This window comes from Streptomyces rubiginosohelvolus (assembly GCF_014649875.1).
Lineage (GTDB): Bacteria > Actinomycetota > Actinomycetes > Streptomycetales > Streptomycetaceae > Streptomyces > Streptomyces rubiginosohelvolus.
In genome coordinates this window covers 75571-90568 of the sequence record NZ_BMTW01000006.1, presented here as the reverse complement: position 1 = coordinate 90568, position 14998 = coordinate 75571, and the positions used below count along the sequence as shown (strand labels likewise).

14 protein-coding genes are annotated in these 14998 nt (G+C 71.3%); 3 read left to right on the top strand and 11 right to left on the bottom strand.

The features are described from left to right. From IE134_RS16195 to IE134_RS16175, 5 genes are all read right to left on the bottom strand, one after another. Positions 1–1617 (bottom strand): ABC transporter substrate-binding protein, encoded by a 1617-nt coding sequence (locus IE134_RS16195; RefSeq protein WP_098895118.1) that lies wholly within the window; start codon positions 1615–1617, stop codon positions 1–3. A gap of 118 nt (positions 1618–1735) precedes the next feature. Then, positions 1736–2572, bottom strand: a complete 837-nt coding sequence (locus IE134_RS16190) for a carbohydrate ABC transporter permease (RefSeq protein WP_098017167.1) — start codon at positions 2570–2572, stop codon at positions 1736–1738. After that, positions 2569–3549 carry a carbohydrate ABC transporter permease gene (locus IE134_RS16185; protein WP_030717458.1) on the bottom strand — a complete coding sequence of 327 codons (981 nt, stop codon included), beginning with the start codon at positions 3547–3549 and terminating at the stop codon, positions 2569–2571. Before IE134_RS16185 ends, IE134_RS16190 begins: the two co-directional genes overlap by 4 nt. A gap of 1 nt (position 3550) precedes the next feature. After that, positions 3551–4858 carry an ABC transporter substrate-binding protein gene (locus tag IE134_RS16180; protein ID WP_030717455.1) on the bottom strand — a complete coding sequence of 436 codons (1308 nt, stop codon included), beginning with the start codon at positions 4856–4858 and terminating at the stop codon, positions 3551–3553. Beyond that, positions 4855–6093, bottom strand: coding sequence for an aminotransferase class V-fold PLP-dependent enzyme (locus tag IE134_RS16175; protein WP_030717453.1), 1239 nt, complete (start codon positions 6091–6093; stop codon positions 4855–4857). Before IE134_RS16175 ends, IE134_RS16180 begins: the two co-directional genes overlap by 4 nt. Positions 6094–6300: 207 nt before the next feature. On the opposite strand from IE134_RS16175, the gene IE134_RS16170 reads away from it, so the two are divergent. Beyond that, on the top strand, positions 6301–7008 hold the full coding sequence (locus IE134_RS16170) for a FadR/GntR family transcriptional regulator (RefSeq protein ID WP_030717451.1): 708 nt from the start codon (positions 6301–6303) through the stop codon (positions 7006–7008). Positions 7009–7089: 81 nt separating this feature from the next. Here the strand turns inward: IE134_RS16170 and IE134_RS16165 are convergent, their stop codons facing one another. From IE134_RS16165 to IE134_RS16145, 5 genes are all read right to left on the bottom strand, one after another. Continuing rightward, a complete protein-coding gene (locus IE134_RS16165; RefSeq protein ID WP_030717441.1) occupies positions 7090–8208 on the bottom strand; it encodes an acyl-CoA dehydrogenase family protein in 1119 nt (372 codons plus the stop codon). After that, positions 8205–9398: an acyl-CoA dehydrogenase family protein gene (locus IE134_RS16160; protein WP_126931852.1), complete on the bottom strand. Its 1194-nt coding sequence runs from the start codon at positions 9396–9398 to the stop codon at positions 8205–8207. The genes IE134_RS16165 and IE134_RS16160 overlap by 4 nt, the downstream gene beginning before the upstream one ends. After that, positions 9395–10360 carry an NADPH:quinone oxidoreductase family protein gene (locus IE134_RS16155; protein ID WP_030717437.1) on the bottom strand — a complete coding sequence of 322 codons (966 nt, stop codon included), beginning with the start codon at positions 10358–10360 and terminating at the stop codon, positions 9395–9397. The genes IE134_RS16160 and IE134_RS16155 overlap by 4 nt, the downstream gene beginning before the upstream one ends. A 128-nt stretch (positions 10361–10488) precedes the next feature. Continuing rightward, a complete protein-coding gene (locus tag IE134_RS16150) occupies positions 10489–11088 on the bottom strand; it encodes a helix-turn-helix domain-containing protein (protein ID WP_030717436.1) in 600 nt (199 codons plus the stop codon). A 55-nt stretch (positions 11089–11143) separates the two neighbouring features. Continuing rightward, positions 11144–11878 (bottom strand): PIG-L deacetylase family protein, encoded by a 735-nt coding sequence (locus IE134_RS16145; protein ID WP_189430859.1) that lies wholly within the window; start codon positions 11876–11878, stop codon positions 11144–11146. A 73-nt stretch (positions 11879–11951) separates the two neighbouring features. Between IE134_RS16145 and IE134_RS16140 the strand changes: the two genes are divergently transcribed. After that, positions 11952–12524 (top strand): rhodanese-like domain-containing protein, encoded by a 573-nt coding sequence (locus IE134_RS16140; RefSeq protein ID WP_189430857.1) that lies wholly within the window; start codon positions 11952–11954, stop codon positions 12522–12524. A 90-nt stretch (positions 12525–12614) separates the two neighbouring features. Here the strand turns inward: IE134_RS16140 and IE134_RS16135 are convergent, their stop codons facing one another. After that, positions 12615–13910, bottom strand: a complete 1296-nt coding sequence (locus IE134_RS16135; protein ID WP_189430856.1) for an alpha/beta fold hydrolase — start codon at positions 13908–13910, stop codon at positions 12615–12617. A 228-nt stretch (positions 13911–14138) separates the two neighbouring features. On the opposite strand from IE134_RS16135, the gene IE134_RS16130 reads away from it, so the two are divergent. Further along, positions 14139–14972, top strand: a complete 834-nt coding sequence (locus IE134_RS16130) for an aldo/keto reductase (RefSeq protein ID WP_030717425.1) — start codon at positions 14139–14141, stop codon at positions 14970–14972. Positions 14973–14998 lie beyond the last annotated feature (26 nt).

The window sequence follows — 14998 nt, the reverse complement described above, 5'->3', positions numbered from 1 at the left end:
TCACTTCTTCGCGTCCCCGGCGCTCTTGGTGGACCACTTCTCGACGTTCCACCAGGGGCCGGAGGCCAGCCCGTGGTCGTGCGGCTCGACCTGGGTGGTGAGGGCGCCGAACCGGTCGTCGACGACGTAGAGGTGGTCGATGTGGGTGAGGAAGGTGTAGCCCGGGTTCTTCACCAGCTCGCGCTGGACGGTGTCGTACGCCTTCTTCCGCTCGGCCTTGTCGCCACTCTTGCGCCCGGCCTCGATGGCGGCGTCGACGGCCTTGTTGTCGTACCAGGCCATGTTGTTGAAGCCGTCGCCCGCGAGGGAGGACTTCAGCAGGGTGTACTGGTCGAAGTCGGGGTCGGCCGGGGAGCCGCCGCCCGCGAGCACGGCGTCGTGCTTCATGCGGGGCTCGATGACCTCCCAGGTCCCGGCCTCGGTGCGGATGTCGATGCCCGCCTTCTTGGCGTCGGAGGCGTAGGCGAGGGCGTGCTCCTGGCGGAGCTTGTCGCCGCTGAGGTACCAGAGGGGGAAGGTGGCGCGCACCCCGTCCTTGACGCGGACGCCATCCTTGCCGGGCTTCCATCCGGCCTCGTCCAGGATCTCCTTCGCGGCGGCGAGGTCGTGCTTGCGCTCGGTGCCCTTCGTGAACCACTCGCTGTCGGTGGGGACGGGACCGTAGGCGGGCTTGCCGCTGCCGTTGAGGATGGCGTCGACCATGGTCTGCCGGTCGACCGCCACATCGAGGGCGCGGCGCACGGCGGTGTCGCCCGCGACCTTGTTGTTGGTGGGGAGCGTCACCGTGCGGTAGTCGTAGCTGTTCGCCGCGTAGGTCTTCTTGCCCTGGTCGTCGGCGAAGCCCTTGGCGAGGTTGGGCGGCAGGATCGCGCCGTCGAGGTCGCCGGAGCGCAGCCGGGTGGCGCGCACGTCGTCGTCCTTGATGATCGCCATGGTGAACTTCTTCACCTCGGGTGCGCCGCCCCAGTAGTCGGGGTTGGCGGTGAAGCTGAGCTTCTCGCCCTTGGACCACTTGGTGAGGACGTAGGGCCCGGTGCCGACCGGCTTGGTGGTGAAGGCCCCGGTGTTGACGTCCTGCTTGCCCGCGATGTGCTCGGGGGCAATGGGAAGCACGGTGCGCTGGGCGAACGGCGCGTAGGGGTACTTGAGCGTGAAGACGACTGTGTCCTCGCCCTTCGCCGTGACGTCCTTGACGGCGTCCAGCTCGGTACGGGAGGGGTTGTTGGTCTTCTCGTCGAGGATGGTGCGGTAGGTGAAGACGACGTCCTTGGCGCCGAAGGCCTTGCCGTCGCTGAACTTCACGCCCTGGCGCAGCTTGTACGTGTACGTCAGGCCGTCGGCGCTGACTTCGGGGAGCTCGGCGGCGAGGGCGGGGCGGAGCTTCATGTCCGCGTCCAGGGCGAGCAGCCCGTCGAAGATCTTGGAGTTGCCGTCCTTGCCGTAGCCGAGGAGCGGGCTCAGGCTGTCGGGCTCGTAGGCGATGCCGACGACGGCCGAGGTGGAGCCGGACCCGGATCCGCTCTTGGCGCTGTCCGGGTTCGAGCAGGCCGCCGCGGTCAGGGACAGGGCGGTCGCCAGTGTGGCGGCGACCGCCACCCGTATGGATCGGGCCGTCATACTCTGCACATCCCTGTTCAAGATCGACTGTAATTGCGAGCAGTACGCAATTAAACAGCACGCTCCGTCGCCACAGTTCTCCGACCGGTGATCGCGGCGGCGACGGCCCCGGCCCGGGTCACCCCTTGACCGCCCCCGCGGTGAGGCCCTGCACGATGTGCCGGCTGGCGAAGGCGAACAGCACCATGGTCGGGAGGATCGTCAGGACGGCGGCCGCGGACATCGAACCCCAGTCGATGTTGAAGCTGGAGATGAAACCGTTGAGAGCCGTCGGCACGGTCTTGTTGTCGTCGCTGTTCATCAGCGTGACGGACAGGAAGAGCTCGTTCCAGCAGTTGACGAAGTTGAAGATGAAGGCTGCCACGATGCCCGGCTTCATCACGGGAAGGAGCACCCGGAACAGTGCGCCGAGCCGTGAGCAGCCGTCGATCATGGCCGCCTCCTCCAGGGTGTCCGGGATGTTCGCGAAGAATCCGCGGAGCATGACCGTGCAGAAGGGGATGCAGACCGCGATGTAGACGAGGACGAGTCCGAGCCGGTTGTCGACGAGCTGCAGGTCGGTCATCAGCAGGTAGAGCGGGCCCAGCGCGATGAAGCTGGGGATCATCTGGGTGACCAGGGCCGCCATCAGCAGCGCGGTCTTGGTCCGGAACTCGAACCGGGCCAGTACGTAGGCCGAGAGCATCGAGATCACGGTGGCCACGGTCCCGGCCACCGCCGACACGATCAGGCTGTTGAGGAGGTAGGTGCCGAACTGGGACGCGCCGAACAGGCCGGAGTAGTTCTCCAGGGAGAAGTCCTCGGGCCAGTAGGCGAGGGGGAAGGTGAAGATGTCCCCGGCGGGTTTGAAGGACGTGATGGTGATCCAGTACAGCGGGAAGATCGTGAAGATCAGCCAGAGCGTGAGGAAGCCGATCCTCGCGGCCTTGCCGGCCCGGGACTCGCGGGTGTTCACCGCCGCACCCCCTTCTCTTTGGTGGCCGTGAGGTAGAAGACGGAGAACAGCAGGAGCCCGGCGACGATCAGCAGCCCGAGGGCGGACGCCCTGCCGTAGTCGCCCTGCTGCATGATCGTGATCATCCAGGTGGTGACGATGTGCGTCTCGTTGTTCGGACCGCCGCCCGTGGTGCCGAAGATGATGTCCGGGAAGTTGAAGATCCAGATCACCCGCAGCAGCACCGTGAGGGCCAGCGTCGCCCGGATGTAGGGGATGGTGATCTGAAAGAGGGTGCGCACCTTTCCGGCGCCGTCGAGCGCGGCGGCTTCGTAGATCTCGTCGGGGATCGACTGCAGCGCCGCGAGGATCATGATCGCGAAGAAGGTCACCCCGTACCAGATGTTGGCGACGATGATCGCGACCATGGCCGTCTTCGGGTCGGCCAGCCAGGCCACCGGTTCGTCGATCAGCGACGCCTTCATCAGCAGGTCGTTGACGACGCCGAACTCGCTGTTGAACATCCAGCGGAACAGGATCCCGATGAGGAAGCCGGAGATCGCCCAGGGGAAGAAGATCAGCGCCTGGTAGAGGCCGCGGAAGCGGAAGCGTCGTCGCAGCCAGAGGGCCAGCGCGAAGCCGATGACCAGCTGGGGCACGATCGAGGCGACCACCCAGAGGGCGGTGTTGCTCAGTACGGTGCCCCACAGCGGATCGCCGAAGACGGCCTTGAAGTTGCCGAACCCGACGAAGGAGGTGTCGGTCAGGTCGGAGAGGTTCCAGTTGCGGAAGGCCATCTGGCTTCCGGCGATCATCGGGTAGTAGGTGAAGAACGCCACGAAGAGAGCCGCCGGCGCCATGAACGCCGCGATGGTCAGGCCTCTGCGCGTCGTGAACTCCCGCTTGCGCCGCCCGCCGTCCGCCGGCTGCGCCCGGCGCGGGCTCCCGGAGCGTGGCCGGACCTTCTCGGGGGCCGGTGGAGCCGTACCTGCGCGCATGTCAGCTCTTCTCGCTCTTCCGCTTGGCAGTCCAGTAGGCGTCCCAGTCGGCGAGGAGCTGTTCCTGCGTCATCTTGCCGAGGAGCACGCGCTGGACGTCCGCGTCGGCCTTCTGCGTCCACTCGGTGAACCACGGCACGTCCCGGGGCTGGGTGGCGGTGAGATACCGGTCCGGGTTCTCGTTCATCGTGACGTAGCTGGCCCAGGGGCCGGTCTTGTAGAAGGAGTCCTCGGCCGCCTCCTTCAGGATCGGTACGAGGCTGTTCTCCTGGGCGAAGGTGGTGGACGCCTCGCCCTCCGACAGGAACTCGACCAGCTTCACGGCCTGCGCCTTGTGCTTGCTCCCCTTGGCCACGCCCCATCCCGCGGTCGCCAGCGGCTGCACGGCCTTTCCGCCCGGGCCGGCGAGCAGCGGGGCGGTGGTCCACTGCTCCTCCTTGATCGCCTTGGACTTCCGCAGGGTGGCGATCACCTCGGGGTCCTGGAGGAGGAACGCCGTGGATCCGTTGGAGAAGCCCTCGACCATCTCGGGGTAGCCCCAGGCCACGGAGGACGGAGGTGCGGCCTTCTTGAAGATCTCGATGTACGTCTTGAGCGCCTCGGCCGCTTCCGGCGCGGAGAAGATCGTGCTGCCGTCGGTCAGCCGGTAGCCGTCGGCGGGGTCGATGCGGTCGGCGACGTACGCCTCGATGACCGCGGTGACGTTGCTGACGGCGTTGGGCCCGCCCCGGAAGGCATAGCCGTAACGCCGTTTGGCCTTGTCCTGGACGGAGCTCGCCTGCTGGAGGAGTTCGTCCCAGGTGCCGGGCGGCTTGTCGTACCCGGCCTCGGCTATGAGGTCCTTCCGGTAGAAGAGGCTGAGCCCGTAGAAGCCGTACGGCACGAAGTACGTGCGGCCCTCTTCGTCCTTGGCGGCAGCGGCGGCGTTCTCGGTGAGCTGTGACCAGCCGGGCCAGCCCTTGAGGTCCGGGCCCATGTCGTGGAGCCACTTGTTGTTCGACCAGGGGCCGACCGTGATGTCCCTGACCTCGACGGTGTCGACCCCGCTGCCGGACTGCAGCATCTGCTGGATCTTCTGGTCGGCCTGAGCGGTCGGCGGCGAGACCAGGTTCACCTTGATCTTCGGGTTCTGCTTCTCGAAGTCGCCGATGAGCCGCTGCAGCAGCTCCGTGCGCGCGGGGTTGGTCAGGCTCTCGACCATGTTCAGGGTGACCGTTCCGTCGGCGGATCCGCCGCCCATGGCGGAGCAGCCCGTCGCCGTCAGTCCGAGGGCCAGGCCCAGGGCGACGACCGTGTTCCTGCGATTCATCGATGTCCTCCGTGGGAGTCGTTGCGGGACCAGGCGCCGAGTGTGGGAACGCAGTGCTCGGCGAAGTACTCGAAGTCGGCGGGCGTGTTGTACACATGCGTCGACAGGCGCAGGTATCCGACGCCGCCGAAGCTGGTGAACGCGGCCGCGACACCCAGCTCCCGCATCACGCGGTCGCGGAGCGCGTCGGCCTCGGGGTGGGTGGCGGCGAGCGGAGCGGGAAGGCGTACGAGCCGCAGGGCGCCGACGGGCATGCCGACGTCCACGCGGCAGTCCTCGCCGGTGAGTTCGGAGAACGCCTCGGCGACGATCCGCTCCGCGTAGTCCGCCAGCTCCGCCATGTAGGTGCGGGCGGCGTCCCAGCCCCAGGTGTCGCCCACGAAGTCGAGCGCGGTGGAGGCCGCGAGATAGCTGGTGGCGTCCACGGTGCCCTGGGTGTCGAACCGATGAGGGAAGGGGTCGCGGGCGCCCCAGGAGTCGATGAGGGGGAAGAGGCTGTCGCGCAGGGCGGTACGAGCGACCAGCGCTGCCGTCCCTCGCGGGGCGCAGCCGAACTTGTGCAGGTTGCCGACCCAGATGTCGCAGTCGACGCCCGCGAGAGGGTCGGCCGCGAGTCCGGGCACATGGGCGCCGTCCACGAGGACGGGAATGCCTCGGCGGCGCGCTTCGGCGGCGATGCGCCCGACGGGCATCCAGCGGGCGGTCGCCGAGGTGATGTGGTCGATCACGACGAGGCCGGTCGCCTCGCCGATCGCGGCGGTCACGCACGCGTACGCGGTGTCCTCGTCGGCGTCGAGCGGGACGTGGGCCGTACGCACGGTGCCGCCCCATCGCCGGGCGAGGCGTTCGGCCCCCATGGTCACCGCGCCGTAGCCGTGATCGGTGACCAGCACCTCCCCGCCGGGGCGTGCCGGAAGGCTGTTGTAGGCGACGCTCGCGCCGGCGCTGGCGTTGGGGACGAGGGCGAGGTCGTCGACCGCGACTCCGAGGAAGCCGGCCAGCGCGCTCCGGGCGGCCGCGATCTTCCCCGGCAGAGCGGGAAACCACTGCACGGGAGACGCCTCCATCAGCCGGCGCTGACGGTCCTGCTCCCGCTGGGCCAGGAGCGGCACGGCGCCGAACGATCCGTGGTTCAGATGCTTGACCGTGGGATCGAGGGACCAGGCGGCAGCGGCCGGGCGGCCGTCGGGAAGGGCCAGTGGCCGGGGCGCGGGGGCGAGGTCGATGGTGGGCACAGAACTCCCAGAAGCGGCAGGACATCAGACATGGACGAGAAGAGGTGTGATGACTTGGCCGGAATACTGCCCTCCTCCCGCCTCATGGGCAAGAGTTCGGCGCAAGTTATCCAATGACTTGTGGTCTCGTTGCGATGACATACGACGACTCGCCTAAACTGACGGCCTGCTCGGCATGACACCGGGCCGACACGGAGAGAGGGCCCGATGTCCGCAGTCGACAAGGCGTTCCACGGCCTGCGCCGGATGATCTCCAGTGGCCGCCTCGCGGCCGGCCAGCGGTTCCCACCGGAAGCGGACCTCTGCGAGGAGCTCGGGGTCTCCCGGGGGTCGCTGCGGGAGGCGGTGCGGATGCTGGCGGCGCTGGGGGCGGCCGAGGCGCGGCACGGATCGGGGACGTACGTCTCCGCACTGCGGCCGGAGGATCTGCTCGGGCGGCTGTCCCTGACCGTCGAACTGCTTCCGCTGGACGGCCTGTTGGAGCTCTTCGAGATCCGGCGGGTGCTGGAGGCGCATGTGATGGCCCAGGCCGCCGCCCGGATCACCCCGGAGGAGCTGGAAACCCTCCAGGGCTGGCTGGAGACGATCGAGGCCAGTGAGGACCCGGCGGAGTTCGCCGACTACGACCACCGGTTCCACGCGGAGATCGCCCGCATCGGCGGCAGCCCCTCCATGGAGGCGCTGCTCACGGTCTTCCGGTCCCGGTCCCGGCACTACCGCGTGTTCGCGCTGCCGGAGGGCCCGGAGTTCAAGCGCGCGGGCGACGAGGACCATCGGGCGATCGTCGCCGCCCTGGCGAACCGCGATCCGGCCGCCGCGGCGAGCGCGGCGGCCGCGCACATCGCCCGCAGTGAACGCTGGCTGAGCGCCACCCGCCCTCCGGTGACCGAGGAGGCGACGGAGGGGCCCGCCTGAGGGGACGCGGACGGCCCCGGAAGCCCGCCGCAAACCAGTGCGGCGGGCTTCCGGGGCCGATCCGGGCAGAGGCGCCAGGCCCTACGGCGCCGGAAGTTCCGCCAGCTCCGCGACGGCCTGGCGGTGGCTGCCCGCCGAGCCGTACGCCAGGGAGTCCGCCTTGGCGCGCTTCAGGTACAGGTGCGCGGGGTGCTCCCAGGTCATGCCGATCCCGCCGTGCAGCTGGACGCACTCCTCGGCGGCGTGCACGGCGACGCCCGAGCAGTACGCCTGGGCCACCGCCACGGCGAGCGGGGCGTCGGGGCTGCCGGTGGCCAGCGCGTCGGCGGCGTTGCGGGCGGCGGCCCGGGCCGAGACGACCTCCAGCCAGAGCTGTGCCATCCGGTGCTTGAGCGCCTGGAACGATCCGACCGGCCGGTTGAACTGGTGGCGTTCGCGGGTGTGGCGGACGGTCTCGGTCAGACACCACTCGGCGATCCCGAGCTGTTCGGAGGCGAGCAGTCCGGCCCCGGCGAGCATTCCGCGCCGTACGGCGGTGGCGCCGGCGTCAGCGTCGGCCAGCAGGGTCCCGGTCGCCCCGGTCAGGGTGACGGCGGCGAGCGGGCGGGTGAGATCGAGCGGGACGAGCGCCTCGACGGTGACGCCGGGGCCCGAGGTCTCGACCGCGTACAGCCCTTCGGCGGTCGGCACCAGCAGGACATCGGCGACCGCCGCGTCGGCGATGCCCCGGACCGTTCCGTCGAGCCCGGCGAGGACCGGCCCCGCCCCGGCGGGCGGGGTCGCGAAGGGCACGGCGAGCACGGCCGTACGCGCGCCGGAGGCCAGTTCGCCGAGAAGGGCTGCGGCCGGTCCGTCCTCGGCGCCGAGCGCGAGCAGGGTCTCGGTGGCCACCACGGAGCTGGTCAGATAGGGGGCGGGGGCGACGCTGCGGCCCAGCTCCTCCAGGACCACGGCGGCCTCGCGGTGGGATGCGCCCTGGCCGCCGAGCTTCTCGGGGACGAGGAGTCCGGCCGCGCCGATGTCACCGGCCAGCGAGGACCACAGCCGCGGGTCGTACGGCGTGTCGGACTCGGTGGCGGCGATCACCGTCGGCGCGTCGGCCCGGTCGGCGAGGAGGGCGCGGACGGCGGAGCGGAGGTCGTCCTCGTCCTGCGAGTAGAGCAGGTCGGGGGTGGCGGGGGGCTGGGTGGGCGCGGTCATCGGCTCAGGTCCTTCCAGGCGACGTCCTTGTCGTTGCGGGGCTCGGCGGGCAGCCCGAGGACCCGTTCGGCCACGATGTTCAGCAGGACCTCGCTGGTGCCGCCCTCGATGGAGTTGCCCTTGGAGCGCAGATAGCGGTAGCCGGCGTCGCGTCCGGTGAAGTCGACCAGCTCCGGGCGGACCATGGTCCAGTCGCTGTACAACAAGCCCTCGTCGCCGAGGAGTTCGACCTCCAGGCCACTGATCTCCTGGTTGAGCCGGGCGAAGGCGAGCTTCATGCCCGAGCCCTCGGGTCCGGGCTGTCCGGCGACGAGCTGCTGGCGCAGCCGTTCACCGGTGAGCCGGGCGACCTCGGCCTCGACCCAGAGGGTCAGCAGCCGCTGGTGGGTGTCGGGGGTGCGCAGCTCGGGGCGTTCGCGCCAGGTCTTCGCGACCGGGCCGATCATGCCGCCCTCGCGGGGGATGCGGGAGCCGCCGATGGAGACGCGCTCGTTCATCAGGGTGGTCTGGGCGACCTTCCACCCCTCGCCGACGGGCCCGAGCCGGTGGCTGTCGGGGATGCGTACGCCGGTGAGGAAGACCTCGTTGAACTCGGCCTCGCCGGTGATCTGGCGCAGCGGCCGGACCTCGACGCCGGGGTCCGTCATGTCGCAGATGAAGTAGCTGATGCCCCGGTGCTTGGGCAGGTCCGGGTCGGTGCGGGCGATGAGGATGGCCCAGCGGGCCAGGTGGGCGCTGGATGTCCAGACCTTCTGGCCGTCGACGATCCAGTCGCCGGTCTCGTCCCTCACGGCCCGGGTGGCCAGGGCCGCGAGGTCGGATCCGGCGCCCGGCTCGCTGAACAGCTGGCACCAGACCTCCTCCCCCACCCACAGCGGGCGCAGGAAGCGGCGCTTCTGCTCGTCGGTGCCGAAGCCGAGGATGGTCGGCGCGGCCATGCCGAGGCCGATGCCGATGCGGCGCGGGTCGTTGTCCGGCGCGTCGGCGGCGGCGAGTTCGGCGTCGGCGACCTGCTGGAGGGAGCGGGGCGCGTCGAGCCCGCCCAGGCCCACCGGATAGTGGACCCAGGCGAGGCCGGCGTCGAAGCGGGCCTTCAGGAAGTCGGTGCGGCCGGTGGTGGCGGGCGGGTGCGCGGCGAGCAGCTCGCGGGTGCAGCGGCGGACCTCTGTTGCGTCGACTGCGGGGCTCATCGGGCGCCTCCGGGCAGGACGACGATGCGGCCGGTGCTGGTGCCGTCGGCGACGCGCTGGACGGCGTCGGCGGCTCCGGCCATCGCGACACGCTCGCTGATCAGGGGTTTGACGATGCCCTGTTCGGCGAGCTTGGTCAGTTCCTCGTGGCAGGCGCGGACGGCGGCCGGGTCCTTGGTGTTGTAGAGGCCCCAGTGCAGTCCGACGACCGAGTAGTTCTTCACCAGGGCGTGGTTGAGGGCCGGGGTGGGGATGACGCCGCTGGCGAAGCCGACGACGAGGATGCGCCCTTCGAAGGCGACGCACTTGGTGGACTTGGCGTACGCGTCGCCGCCGACCGGGTCGTAGACGACGTCCGCGCCGCGCCCGCCGGTGGCTTCCTTGACGGCGGCGACGATGTCCTCGCTCCGCCGGTCGATGACCAGGTCGCAGCCGAGTTCGCGGGCGACGGCCGCCTTGTCGGGGCCGCCGACGACGCCGATGACCCGCGCGCCCGCGGCCTTGCCGAGCTGGACGGCGGCGCTGCCGACGCCGCCGGCCGCCGCGTGGACGAGGAGGGTCTCGCCGGGCTGGAGGTGCGCGCGGCGGTGCAGGCCGAACCAGCCGGTCTGGTAGCCGATGTGGAGGGCGGCCGCTTCGGCGTCGTCCAGGGCGTCGGGGGCGGGCACCAGGGCCGCCTCGTCCGCGACGACATAGTCGGCGAAGCCGCCGTGGGGCAGGGCGGGGGTGGCGAGGACCCGCCGCCCGTCCTCGGTGGTGCCGCACACCTCGACGCCCGGGGTGAACGGCAGCGGCGGCCGCACCTGGTACTGGCCCCGGCAGAGCAGGGCGTCGGGGAAGTTGACGTTCGCCGCGCGGACCTCGACGAGCACCTGCCCGTCGCCGGGCGTCGGCCGGTCCGTCTCCTCCAGCCGCATCACCTCGCCCGGCTCGCCGTTCCGGTGCACTCGCCATGCCTGCATGAGGGGCCTCCACAACACTGTCGGCGTCAACCGCCGGAGCGGTCGGCATTACCACTGCTGCGCCGCATACTAAGCGGTCGCTTGCCGATCTGGGAACACCCCGGCCCCGCCCCCGGGACGCCCGGGCCTCAGCCGCGCTTGGGCTTCGCCCGTACGTGCATACGCTCGCCCTGCGGACCGAAGAGGCTGAGGAACTCCACCCTCTCGTCCTCGGCCGGGCCGAACCAGTGCGGCAGCCGGGTGTCGAACTCGGCGGCCTCCCCCGGCTCCAGCACGAGATCGTGTTCGGCCAGCAGCAGCCGCAGCTTCCCGGAGAGCACGAACAGCCACTCGTACCCCTCGTGCGTGCGCTGCTCCGGCGGGCCGCCGCTGCCCGGCTCCTGGATCAGCTTGTACGCCTGGAGGCCGCCCGGCCGGGCGGTCAGCGGCAGCATGGTCCGGCCGTGCTGCACGATCGGCTTGGCCCGCACCCGGGGGTCGCCGACCGGTGCGGCGCCCACGAGGTCGTCGAGCGGCACCTCGTGGGCGCGGGCGATCGGCAGCATCAGTTCGAGGCTGGGGCGGCGGCCGCCGGACTCCAGCCGGGAGAGCGTGGAGACGGAGATGCCGGTGGCGGCCGAGAGGGCGGCGAGGGTGACCCCGCGGTCCTTGCGCAGCCGACGCAGTCGGGGGCCGACACCGGAGAGGACGGATTCCAGTTCCGGATCGTCGCGGTCGTGTTCCTTCATCCGGCTATTGCAGAATCGGCAAGCCGGTTTGTCAATACGGCCGAAACCGCCGGGCTCAGTGGGCGAAGACCTCGAAGGTGACCGCGGGCCGACCGCCGAACTGCTCGGCGGCGGCCTCGACCATGCCCGTGAGGAAGGTCCGGCAGTACCGCTCCGGGTCCTCCTGGGTCAGCGCCTCGATGTACGTACGGTGCTCCAGCAGGGACCGGACCGAGCGTTCGAGGCCGGCCGTCGCGTCGACCGCGTGGGTGGGCCGGTCGCTGCCCGCCACGGCGGTCCAGCGCACCCCGTCCCACGGCTGGAGGCCCTGCTCGCCGAGTTCCGGGAAGATCCAGCGGTTGCCCGCGTCGGCGACGGCGTCCAGGGTGGCGCGCCCGACGGCGCGGTGGTCGGGGGTGTTCCAGGCGACCCCGCCCCAGGTGTCCCGGTGGTTGAGGGTGACGACCAGTTCGGGGCGGTGACGGCGGATGGCGGCGGCGATGTCGCGGCGCAGCCCGGTGCCGTATTCGATGACGCCGTCGCGGTGGTCCAGGAACTCCACGGTGCGTACGCCGACGACGGCGGCGCTCGCCCGCTGCTCCCGCTCACGCACCGGCGCGCACTCCCCGGGCGACAGGGTGTCGATCCCGGCCTCGCCGCGGCTGGCGAGGAGGTAGACGACCTCGCGGCCGCCGTCGGTCCACTCGGCCACGGCGGCGGCCGCCCCGTACTCCAGGTCGTCGGGGTGGGCGACCACGGCCAGGGCGCGCTGCCAGTCGCCGGGCACGGGTTCGAGTCGCTGCGGCGTCATACGGGCAGGCTACCCCCGGCTCCGGCGGCGGGCGTGCGACGCTGGAGTCCGGCCGAACGAAAGGACCTGCCCCGTGCCCAGCCCCGCTTCCCTCTCCCCCGCCCAGGCCGCAGCCCGTCTGGAGGAGTTCACCGTCATCGACGTACGGGCTCCGGGCGAGTACGCCGCCGGGCATGTCCCCGGTGCCCTGAACATCCCGCTCGACAAGCTGCCGGACGCGCTGCCCGCGTTGAAGTCGGCCTCCGCTCGCGGTTCGCTGCTGGTGGTGTGCGCCTCCGGGGTCCGGTCCACGCGGGCCTGCGAGATCCTCGCGGGCGCGGACATCGAGGCCGTGACGCTGACCGGCGGCACCTCCGCCTGGGAGGTCGACGGCCGCGGCCTGGACCGCCCCGAGGGCGCGCGCACCACGTGGGCCATGGAACGGCAGGTCCGGCTCGCGGCGGGCTCGCTGGTGGTGGCGGGGCTGGTGGCGGGGATCCGCTTCCCGGCGGCACGCTGGCTCTCCGCGGGCGTCGGCACGGGCCTGGTCTACTCGGCGCTCAGCAACACCTGCGGCATGGCGGCGGTCCTCTCGAAGCTGCCGCACAACCGGGCCCCGCGTTCCGCCGGCGACCTGGACGCCACGCTGGAGGAGCTCCAGCGCTGATCCGGCAGGGCCGGCCGGGCGCGGGCCCTGTCCGCCGCGGCCGGCTCCGGGGCCGGCCGGTCCGCGGCCGGCCCCGGGAGGCAGGGCGGGTCAGGCCTCGTCGCGCACCAGGGACAGCAGCCGGTCCAGGACCCGGGGACCGCCCGCGCGGACCCCGTCGTGCTCGTACTCGTTCGTCACCCAGGTCCGCAGCCCCCGGATCGCCGCCGCCGTGCGCAGCGAGTCCGCGGTGTCGACGTACATGTCGTCGTGGTAGACGGCCGCCGCGACCGGGACCGCGTTGGCGGCGAGCCGCTCGGGGTCGTACAGCACCGGCCAGTCGGAGCGCTGCGCGAGGAGTTCGGCGGTCTCGCGCAGCGGGCGCAGCGCCGGGTCGACGTCGAAGTGCCAGGGGTGGATGGTCTCGCCGGTGAAGAGCACGGGGCCGTCGCCCTTCAGCGCGGTCGCCGCGTCGAACTGCGGGAACTCTCCCCGTACGCGCTCGGCGGCCCAGTCCGTGGCGCGCTCGCCCTGCCCGTAGATGGCCTCGTGCAGCAGGGCGTAGAGCGGGTGCCCTGCGAAGGAGGCGGCGGTGCGCATCGCTTCCTGGAAGGTGTCGGAGAGTTCGGTGCCGTGCGGAGTGCGGACGAACGCGTTCTCCAGCAGGTAGTGGAGCTGGTGGCTGCCACTGCCGGTGCCGAGCAGAATGCCGAGCGACTGGAAGCCCTCGGGGGTGAGCCGGTGTCCGGCGCTCTCGGGCCGGTGCTCGGCGAGGTACGCGGCGATCGCGCGGGCACGCTCGACGTCCTGCGGGTAGCGGGCGTAGTGGGCGGCGACCTTGCGCTCGATGCGGGGGTACGCGGCCCGGTAGACGTCGTCCGCGTGCGCGTCCAGCGAGGGCAGCCCGCCGGTGATCAGGACCTCCTTGAGCCCTTCCGGGGCGGCGGAGAGATAGCGGACGGCGCAGAAGCCGCCGAAGGACTGGCCGAGGACCGTCCAGGGCACTCCACCGGTGAGCTGGAGCCGGATCAGCTCGCAGTCGCGGACGATGGAGTCGGAGCGGAAGTGGGCGAGGTAGTCGGCCTGCTCGCGGGGGCCGCCGCGCAGCGGGAGGGTCTGCCGGTTGGCAGGGGTGGAGAGACCGGTCCCCCGCTGGTCGAGGAGCAGCACCCGGAACTCGCGCAGGGCCCGGCCGAGCCAGGCCTCCGTACCGACGAACCGGCGTGCGCCGAAGCCGGGGCCGCCCTCCAGATAGACCAGCCAGGGCAGTTCCTCGCCGGCCCGGGAGGCGGCGACCGCTTCCCGGCCGTAGACCTCGATCTGCTCGCCGCCGGGGTCGCTGTGGTCGAGGGGCACGGTGAAGCGGCGGTCGGTGAGGACGACGCCGGGCTGCCGGTAACTGCTCACATGAACTCCTGAATCCGGGGTGCTGGCCGATCCGGGCGAAAGCGCCAGTCCAGCACATGACCGCACCGGTCCGGCGGAGGGGGCATGCCCGAGGACGGACGCCGATCGGGATATCCCGCCCGCACCTTGCCCGCGTTTGCCCATAGCCCGCGCATGCAACTATTGTGGACGCCAGTAAACGTCGCACGCCGTTCATGTCGGCGCGCACCGCGCTACGGAAGGTCCCTGATGTCCACCGCCCCCACCGTTCCCACCGTCACGCTCAACAACGGCGTGACCATCCCCCAGCTCGGCTTCGGCGTCTTCCAGGTGCCCGACGACGAGACCACCGCGGCCGTCTCCGCCGCGCTGGAGGCCGGCTACCGGTCCATCGACACCGCGGCGATCTACGGCAACGAGGTCGGTGTGGGCCGGGCGCTGGCCGCCTCCGGGATCCCCCGCGAGGAGCTGTTCGTCACGACCAAGCTGTGGAACGCCGACCAGGGCTACGAGGCCACGCTCGCCGCGTTCGACGCGAGCCTGGCCAAGCTCGGCCTGGACCACGTCGACCTCTACCTGATCCACTGGCCGACACCCGCCCACGACCTGTACCCGGAGAGCTGGCGCGCCCTGGAGAAGCTGGCCGCCGACGGCCGGATCCGCGCGGCCGGGGTCTCCAACTTCCAGCCCGCCCACCTGAGCCGGGTGCTGGAGACGGGCACACTCGTCCCCGCCGTCAACCAGATCGAGCTGCACCCGGGCCTTCAGCAGAGCGAGCTGCGCGCCTTCCACGCCGAGCACGGCATCGCCACCGAGGCCTGGAGCCCGCTGGCCCAGGGCGCCCTGCTCAAGGAGGAGGCCCTGGTCTCCATCGCGGAGCGGCACGGCAAGTCCCCGGCCCAGGTGGTCCTGCGCTGGCACCTCCAGCTCGGCAACATCGTGATTCCGAAGTCGGTCACGCCCGAGCGGATCCGGCAGAACATCGACGTCTTCGACTTCGAACTGTCGGCCGCGGACCTGGACGCCGTCGCCGCCCTGGACCGGGGCATGCGCACCGGACCGGACCCCGACACCCTCAACTGACACCGGGCGGTCGGCCGTTGTGCCGA